Origin of the sequence: Aetokthonos hydrillicola CCALA 1050 (assembly GCF_017591665.1) — a bacterium.
Lineage (GTDB): Bacteria > Cyanobacteriota > Cyanobacteriia > Cyanobacteriales > Nostocaceae > Aetokthonos > Aetokthonos hydrillicola.
On record NZ_JAAKGC010000157.1, the window covers coordinates 1 to 8,960 of the forward strand.

Consider the following 8,960-nt stretch of genomic DNA (forward strand, 5'->3'; position numbering starts at 1 on the left):
CCTGCGGTTGTCTTAACGTCGATTCCCTAGCCCTATTCGAATTCTTCACCGACAGATCATCAAAGATCTCTCGATAAGCGGAAATCTTGTGTAGATTGTAACTACTGAAAAGCTCTTAGGTGGTTTGGGACAAAGAAAATACCTGGGGAGTGCGAGTTTCGACTTCGCTCAACTCAAGGTTTCGACTTCGCTCAACTCACGATCCCTCAGTTGGTTGAGCGAAGTCGAAACCAACGGCTGCGGTATATTTATTCCTGTAAATCACCTTATTGAGAAATTATTTCTCACTCTACAACTGCCAATCGGGATGACTGGATTCGAACCAGCGACCCCTTCGTCCCGAACGAAGTGCGCTACCAAGCTGCGCTACATCCCGTAATAATAACGCCAATAATAAGGATACCATAATATAGGCCCGATCGCACCACAAAACCAAACCGTTTTCCAGAATTCATCCACCAACCCAGAAGCTTGCTACCATTAACTTTGTATATCTAAAGTGGTAAAAGCGGATTGTGACTGTTAAACCAGACTGGTTGCGGGTAAAAGCGCCGCAGTGGGAGCGCGTTGGTAACGTTAAAGACATTTTACGGGATTTATCCCTCAATACAGTTTGTGAGGAAGCATCCTGTCCAAATATTGGTGAGTGCTTCAAAGCTGGTACTGCCACTTTCTTAATTATGGGACCAGCTTGCACAAGAGCTTGTCCTTATTGCGATATTGACTTTGAAAAAAAACCCAAACCCCTAGATCCTACAGAACCAGGACGACTAGCGGAAGCAGTACGCCGGATGAAACTCAATCATGTAGTGATCACCTCTGTGAACCGAGACGATTTACCAGATGGCGGTGCATCACAGTTTGTTCGTTGTATTGAAGCTATTCGTGCCATATCTCCTCAAACAACTATTGAAGTGCTAATTCCAGACTTATGCGGTAACTGGAATGCACTAGAAATAATTTTAAAAGCTCAGCCAGAAGTTCTGAACCACAATACAGAAACAGTTCCACGTTTGTATCGCCGCGTGCGTCCTCAAGGTAACTATGAGCGGACATTGGAATTGTTAAAACGTTCCCGTGATATTGCACCTTGGATCTACACTAAATCTGGTATCATGGTGGGGCTTGGCGAAACCGATGAAGAAATCCGCAAGAGTATGCAGGATTTACGGGCTGTGGATTGTGATATTTTAACAATTGGGCAATACCTCCAACCCAGTCAAAAACATTTAAAAGTAGATGAATTTATCCACCCAGAACAATTTGCGGCTTGGAAGGCGTTCGGTGAACAATTAGGATTTTTACAAATTGTTGCTTCACCCTTGACAAGAAGCTCATATCATGCTGAAGAAGTTAGAGAATTAATGGAACGTTATCCACGCAGTAAATTTTAAATTTGTGAGTCAAGAGGATCAGGAGATGGGGACAAACCCCAATCCAAAATTAGTTGCTATTCTTGGTGCTGGTGCATGGGGAACTGCTTTAGGAAATTTGGCACAGACGAATGGTCATCAAGTGCGCATCTGGTCGCGCCAAGGTTCCCAAACCCTAGCATCGGTGATAGAAGGTGCTGATATTATTCTTTCAGCAATTTCAATGAAGGGTGTGAGCAGTGTTGCTGAGCAAGTAAAATCTTTGCCTGTTTCTCCTAAGTCAATTTTTGTAACAGCAACCAAAGGTTTAGACCCCCAAACAACCTGCTTACCTTCGCAAGTTTGGCAAATAACTTTCCCCGACTCCCCAGTGGTTGTTTTGTCGGGACCTAATTTATCTAAAGAAATTCAAAAATCATTACCAGCTGCAACAGCAGTTGCTAGTAGTATCCCAAGTGCGGCGGAGTTTGTGCAAGTTGTATTCTCGTCCCATTTGTTCCGGGTTTATACCAATCCTGATCCCTTGGGGGTTGAACTAGGGGGAACACTGAAAAATGTAATTGCGATCGCCGCTGGTGTATGTGATGGTTTACAACTAGGAACCAATGCGAAAGCGGCGTTAGTCACACGTGGACTTACAGAAATGGTTCGCATCGGCGTCCAGTGGGGCGCAAAAATGGAAACATTTTACGGTTTGTCTGGTTTGGGAGACTTGTTAGCAACCTGTAATAGCGCCTTGAGCCGCAATTACCAAGTAGGCTACCAGTTAGGTTCTGGTAAAACACTCACAGAAATTCTTGCCAACTTAGAAGGAACTGCTGAGGGTATCAACACAACCCAAGTTTTGGTACAAAGAGCCAAGCAGCAATATATCTCTATGCCCATCACCGAGCAAGTTTATCGCGTACTCCAAGGTGAAATTACACCTGAACAGGCGCTTTCAGAATTGATGCTCCGAGACATGAAGCCAGAATACCATTAATAGGGAGTAGGGGGCATGGGGCATAGGGCATAGGGCAAAGTGCCTTTTTTCCCCCTGCTCCCCGATTTTTGACTTTTGACTTTTGACTTTTGACTTCCCCAAGGGGGCTGCTCCCTCTTTAAAATAAAATTAGGAAATCTTCAGGAAATCACTTAGGTACTCATGTAGATAGGAGTATGGTTACCTAGGGCTTATATATTTTGAATTTTGAGCACTGTGGGTCACCATACGATCCCTGTTACATCTGAACTACCCTTTGAGTAGCTTTTGGTTGAGGCTTTCCTTATTCCAGTGGCATTCTGAGTCTAGTTAAAGAAAATATGGATGTATATAAAGATACTTAAGTACTAGATTATGGTAAAAAGGGAAACCAAGATAAATGAAAGAAATACAACAAAAAATTTGTTTTGAGTGCTTTGTTACCATTATTGTTTCTGATATATGTTTATACTAAACAAACTCTTCTTAGTTAAGAGTTATTAAGAAAAAGAATTCAGTTAAATACAGTGAACAGTAAACAGCTATCAGTGATCAAGGCCTATGATGCGGTGATAACTGATAACTGATAACTGATAACTGACTAAACGCCGAGCTGTGCATTTTAATAGCTATTGGTTCAGTCGAGGAAGCTTAGCCGCTACTCGATTACGGGTTATATTGTGTCAACTAAAACCAGTGTAGATTTTTTGAAAAAAAATCTATTTGGAACCCATAACCGTGTTAGTTCATCCTAAATCACGGGAACAATAGCATCAGTTGATTAGCTTGACCGTATTCTATTGTTACCTGGAGCCATTGAGACGATCTTTATGCCAGCAACATCTTTTTACGCAGATGCCGACTACGGTACCAAACCATCCCGCCAGGTCTTCGACGCGGATCTCACAATAGACGAAAGTGAGTTACCAATTGATGATCTTGAAATAGAGATGGCTGCTAGCGATCCTGCTAGTTTTGCTGCAAATCCTAACCGACGCAGCACAGACTTGGTACGTTTGTATCTTCAAGAAATTGGTCGGGTTCGTTTGTTAGGACGAGATGAAGAAGTTGCAGAATCGCAAAAAGTTCAGCGCTACCTGCGGATGCGGATCATTCTTGCAAACGCGGCGAAGCAAGGAGAAGAAATCATTTCACCCTATCTTCAAATTATTGAAACTCAAGAGCGTTTGACATCTGAGTTAGGACATCGCCCTTCTATGGAACGTTGGGCTCGTGCTGCTGGCGTAGAGGTGTTAGAACTTAAGCGAATACTATCACAGGGAAAGCGCCGTTGGGCTGAAATTGCTAAGTTGAAAGTAGAAGAACTCGAGCAGATTCAAAGCGATGGACTGCAGGCAAAAGAACATATGATCAAGGCTAATCTCCGCCTAGTCGTATCTGTTGCTAAAAAATATCAAAATCGCGGTTTGGAATTGTTAGATTTAGTTCAAGAAGGAACTTTAGGTTTAGAAAGAGCTGTTGAAAAGTTTGATCCCACAAAGGGTTATCGCTTTAGCACCTACGCTTACTGGTGGATTCGTCAGGGGATCACGCGGGCGATCGCGACTTCTTCCCGCACAATTCGCCTACCAGTCCACATTACTGAAAAACTGAACAAAATCAAAAAAGCTCAACGCAAAATCGCCCAAGAAAAAGGTCGCACACCGACTCTTGAAGATTTAGCGCTTGAACTAGAAATGACCCCTGCACAAGTTCGAGAAGTTTTATTACGAGTACCTCGTTCTGTTTCCCTAGAAACCAAGGTTGGAAAAGATAAAGATACTGAGTTAGGAGAATTACTCGAAACCGACGGTGTAACGCCAGAAGAAATGTTAATGCGAGAATCTTTACAAAAAGACTTGCAGAACCTTTTGGCAGATCTAACTAGCCGCGAACGTGATGTCATTCTTATGCGGTTCGGCTTGTCAGATGGTCATCCTTACTCCTTAGCAGAGATTGGACGTGCTCTAGACTTATCACGAGAAAGAGTACGCCAAATTGAATCCAAAGCATTGCAAAAACTACGTCAACCAAAACGACGCAATCTTATCCGCGACTATTTGGAGTCACTCACTTGAGGCGTAAAGGGTAGTGGTTAGTTGTTACTCGGTTAGTTGGTTACTGGCTAACTAACACCCAACAATTAACTACTCCTTGGGGTATTAATACTTATTCTCAATAGAGAACAATTATTGCAAATCCAGCAAAACTTTTGCTATATTCGCAACTAGCAGCCTTTATTGAGAAAAATTAGTCATGACTGTTTACACAGAAACTTCACTCAGGGCGGAATTAAATGAACGTGGATGGCGTTTAACTCCTCAAAGAAAGACAATTCTACAGATTTTTCAACAGCTTCCCCAAGGACAACATTTAAGCGCGGAAGATCTCTACCATAGATTAGAAGCAGAACACGGAGAAGGAATTAGCCTTTCCACCATCTACAGAACTTTAAAGCTGATGGCGCGGATGGGCATTTTACGAGAATTAGAATTGGGAGAGGGACATAAACATTATGAACTCAACCAGCCATACCCCCACCATCACCATCACTTAATATGTGTGAGGTGCAACACAACCATTGAGTTTAAAAACGACTCTATCTTAAAAATTGGGGCGAAAACTGCTCAAAAAGAAGGTTATCAACTCCTCGACTGTCAGCTTACCATCCATGCTGTTTGCCCCAAATGCCAACGAGCATTAATGCCAATGTAGCACTTGGGTAAAAATTGAGAAGAGTAAAGATACTACCATCAATCACTCACAGAACTTTTTGAGCAGTTACTAACTTAGTGTAAAAGTAAGTAACTATGTGAAACTGAATGATTAGCAGATACTAGTAGCGTCCACTTCTAACGTCGCTTAGGCTAATACCATAAAACTCTTGGGCTTGTTTAATAGCTTTCTTAGTATCATTTCCCAAAACACCGTTGAGCGGTCCTTTGTAGAACCCTTGATCCCTGAGTCGTCTTTGTATTTCTAAAACATCAAACTCGCTTTTGTTAGGAGTTGTATTAACCAAGCTGTATAACTTAGCACGGGTAGTAGGACCTGCAACACCACTTACAGACAAGTAATTAGCCGCCTGAAACCGCTTTACAGCATCCGCAGTGTAAGGACCATAGTATCCGTTTGGCTCTCCTTCCAAATATTTTGCTTTAATCAACTGAGCCTGAAGAACTCTCACTGCTTCTCCGCGATCGCCCAAGCGAAGGTTATCATCATCAGTACGCTGTTTGGCAGTCTGATCTCCATTACTGCCAGCGATCACAGGTGGCAATTTTTGCTGCGTTGCAGGTCCCACAATCCCATCAACATTTAACTTGTAAGCCTCTTGGAACTGTTTAACAGCCTCTTCAGTAATTGGTCCAAATATCCCGTTAGAGTTACCATAATAATAGCCTGCTACTCGCAATCTTTCTTGCAAGGCTCTGACTTGTGGACCTTCATCACCTTTCTTCAACACGTTAGAATTGCGCTGATTCTTAGGTGTTGAACCTTCAGTGCTGGGTTTCTGAGTTTGATAACTCACAGTAGCCAATCTTTTCGAAGAATAATGATCCTGACCCTCAGACAGATTACGCCAGTTTTCTAGCTTTTGCAAAGTAGCTGCTCCAACAATCCCAGTAGTATCTAAGCCAGCAGCATCTTGGAAACGGCGAACAGCATTTTCTGTCGGAGTGTCATATACTTGAGTAATGGGAGCTTGGTAATAGCCCATCGATTTCAATTTCTGCTGTATATGTTTGACAGAGGGTCCTTGATCACCTCTTTCAAGGGCGAAAACGCTACCAACAGAACTCAGTACAGATAAGCAGAGGACAATGGGTAGCATATACTTCCATGCACCACCAGAAAGGCGCTTCCAATCAGGTGCTGCTGCATTCTTTAGCAAATAGCTTAGAGAAACTAACTCCTGGGGCGAGCAATCTTCGTGGTCAAAAGCTACGTGTAAATACGCAATATTATCCATAATTTTTTTTTCCTACACCACTGTTTTTTCTTCGATTACGGCTTCAGCTTGATGAACTAAGTTTCGCAAATATTCCAGTGTTTGTATACTCACATCTTGCCATAAATTGCGCTTGTATGCTTCTAATAATCTCTCAGCAATATCACGCAAAGCATAGGGGTTATTATCTTGGATAAATTCCAAGACACTAGAATCAAATAGGTACGCTTGTACTATCCCCTGATACATATGGTCTTCCACACATTTGGCTGTAGCATCGTAAGCGAATAAATAATCCACCGTTGCCGCTATTTCAAATGCACCTTTATAACCGTGGCGCATCACGCCAGCAATCCATTTGGGATTAACTACACGAGACCGATAAACCCGTGCAATTTCTTCTTTTACATGCCGAACTCTTGGTTTGTCAAGTATAGAATTATCACCAAAATAAGTTTCTGGATTTTTTCCCTGTACAGCACGCACTGCTGCCGTTAAACCACCCTGAAATTGGTAATAATCATCAGAATCTAGCAAATCATGTTCCCGATTATCTTGGTTGTGCAACACAATCTGCATGTTTTGCAACCGCTGCTGAAACGCCTCAGGTGCTGACACCGGAGAATTGCAAGAAACTCCCCCCTGCTCAAGATCTCCCTGACTTTTGAATTTTGACTTTTGACTTTTGACTTCCCCGGAGGGGCTTCCCCCATACGCATAACAACTCCAGTTAATGTAAGCACGAGCTAAATCCTGATCATCTGTCCAGTTTTGTGATTCAATCAAGCCTTGGAGCCCAGCACCATAAGCACCTGGTTTAGAACCAAAAATGCGGTAGCGCGATCGCCTGGTTGCTTCTTCTAAACTAAAACCCATTTTTTTCCAATACTCAGTTTCTTCGGAAACTTGTTTTGCTAAAGGGTTTTGTTCTGGGGGTTCATCCAACGCTGCTACTGCTGCTACTGCTTGATCAAATAAATCAATCAAGTTAGGAAAAGCATCTCGAAAGAAACCAGAAATACGCAACGTTACATCAACACGTGGACGCCCTAAAACAGAAAGTGGCAAAATTTCAAAATCTACCACCCTCCGCGCCACACCATCCCACACTGGTTGCACACCAAGTAAAGCCAACGCCTCAGCAATATCATCTCCCCCAGTTCGCATTGTGGCAGTTCCCCACAATGATAAACCTAGTGACTTTGGATACTCCCCATTTTTTTGGCTATAAAACTCAATTAGTGCTTCAGCCGCCTTTCTGCCAACACTCCAAGCAATTTCTGTTGGAAGCGCACGGATATCAACGGAGAAAAAGTTTTTACCAGTTGGCAGAACTTCCGGACGTCCCCGAGTAGGTGCGCCAGCAGGACCACTAGAGACATATTTACCGTCAAGTCCGTGTAACAAGTGGGTAATTTCTAAATGAGTTTCTTGCAAAGCAGGGAGAAGGTTTGAGCGTATCCAATTGAGAACTAATTGAGATTGTGGATATTGAATCTCGGGTACTGAATTGTTGATAACTTGTTCGACGAGAATAGCAGCGTATTGTTCCAATACTTCAACAGCATCGCCGACGCTGCGACAGGTAGAGTTTTGAGTTTTATCAGCTAAAATCTGACGAGATTTTTCAGATAACTCACTGCTAAAATCATCTGTAAGAGGATCGAAATCTAAACCAAAATCTTGAGCTAAAGCGCGGGTGAGCCCTGGTAAATTGCGATGAGGATGACGTGCGATCGCCACAATTAAATCCCGTAACTGTCGCTCTTGTGGACACTGTCCAAAAATATGCAAGCCATCGCGAATTTGAGATTCTTTTAATTCACAAAGATAGCCATCAGCACAGTTAAGAAAATTTTGTATACTTGAGCGACCCCTATGCACAAGTGTCTCCCTTCCCTGAGACTTACGTAATTGGGGATTTTGACTTAAAAGCTCTGGTGGTGCAATTTCTAATCCCAAATCTAAGTGAAGATTTTCTTGCGTCACCAATTCGCCAATACGCTCACAAATAACTGGTAATCGTACAGGATCTAAACTTTCAGCCTCATAGTACTCATCAATTAAATTCTCCAACTCTTGCAAAGAACCGTAAAGTTCCGCACGAGTTAACGGTGGCGTTAAATGATCCACAATCACTGCTTGAGCACGGCGCTTTGCTTGTGAACCTTCGCCAGGATCATTAACAATAAAAGGATATAAGTGGGGAAGTGAGCCCAAAGCCACTTCTGGATAACAATCACTAGATAGAGCAACACTTTTACCAGGAAGCCATTCTAAATTTCCATGTTTCCCCACATGAACCACAGCGTCAGCATCAAAATGTTTCCTTACCCAGTAATAAAAAGCTAAATAAGTATGGGTAGGCTCTAAATCTGGTGCGTGATAATTTAAGCTGGGATCAACGTCATAACCTCGCGCTGGCTGAATTCCTACGAAAACATTACCTAACTGAATACCAGGAATAGAGATTGTAGGAGATACGTTTTCATCTATTGCTAAGTTACCCCAACGCTCACTAATACCCTGCTGTACTTTTTCCGGTAAAGAAGCAAAATACTCTTGATACTCTTTTATAGAAACACTCTGCCATACCGGACGTAACTCTCTACCTTCCAAATCATTTGTTACCCCAGAAGTCAAGCGTTCAATCAATTCATTTCCTGTAGCAGGT

6 protein-coding genes and 1 tRNA gene are annotated in these 8,960 nt (G+C 42.6%); 4 read left to right on the plus strand and 3 right to left on the minus strand.

Annotation, left to right across the window (positions count from 1 at the left end; genetic code table 11):
• Window positions 1–302: 302 nt before the first annotated feature.
• A tRNA-Pro gene (locus tag G4P69_RS33935) sits at window positions 303–376 on the minus strand.
• 139 nt (window positions 377–515) lie between these two features.
• Between G4P69_RS33935 and lipA the strand changes: the two genes are divergently transcribed.
• The 4 genes from lipA (at window position 516) to G4P69_RS33955 (ending at window position 5,049) form a co-directional block, all read left to right on the plus strand.
• The gene (gene lipA / locus G4P69_RS33940; protein ID WP_208338909.1) at window positions 516–1,394 is read left to right on the plus strand and encodes a lipoyl synthase; all 879 of its coding nucleotides are present in this window, start codon (window positions 516–518) and stop codon (window positions 1,392–1,394) included.
• 25 nt (window positions 1,395–1,419) lie between these two features.
• The gene (locus G4P69_RS33945; protein ID WP_208338932.1) at window positions 1,420–2,355 is read left to right on the plus strand and encodes an NAD(P)H-dependent glycerol-3-phosphate dehydrogenase; all 936 of its coding nucleotides are present in this window, start codon (window positions 1,420–1,422) and stop codon (window positions 2,353–2,355) included.
• Between the two features lie 809 nt (window positions 2,356–3,164).
• A complete protein-coding gene (gene sigC / locus G4P69_RS33950; protein ID WP_208338908.1) occupies window positions 3,165–4,412 on the plus strand; it encodes an RNA polymerase sigma factor SigC in 1,248 nt (415 codons plus the stop codon).
• Between the two features lie 178 nt (window positions 4,413–4,590).
• The gene (locus tag G4P69_RS33955; RefSeq protein ID WP_208338907.1) at window positions 4,591–5,049 is read left to right on the plus strand and encodes a Fur family transcriptional regulator; all 459 of its coding nucleotides are present in this window, start codon (window positions 4,591–4,593) and stop codon (window positions 5,047–5,049) included.
• Between the two features lie 121 nt (window positions 5,050–5,170).
• Here the strand turns inward: G4P69_RS33955 and G4P69_RS33960 are convergent, their stop codons facing one another.
• Both G4P69_RS33960 and cobN read right to left on the minus strand, forming a co-directional pair.
• The gene (locus G4P69_RS33960) at window positions 5,171–6,307 is read right to left on the minus strand and encodes a peptidoglycan-binding domain-containing protein (RefSeq protein WP_208338906.1); all 1,137 of its coding nucleotides are present in this window, start codon (window positions 6,305–6,307) and stop codon (window positions 5,171–5,173) included.
• A 12-nt stretch (window positions 6,308–6,319) separates the two neighbouring features.
• Window positions 6,320–8,960: cobaltochelatase subunit CobN (cobN, locus tag G4P69_RS33965; RefSeq protein WP_208354288.1), on the minus strand; the 2,641-nt coding region annotated here is incomplete at its 5' end.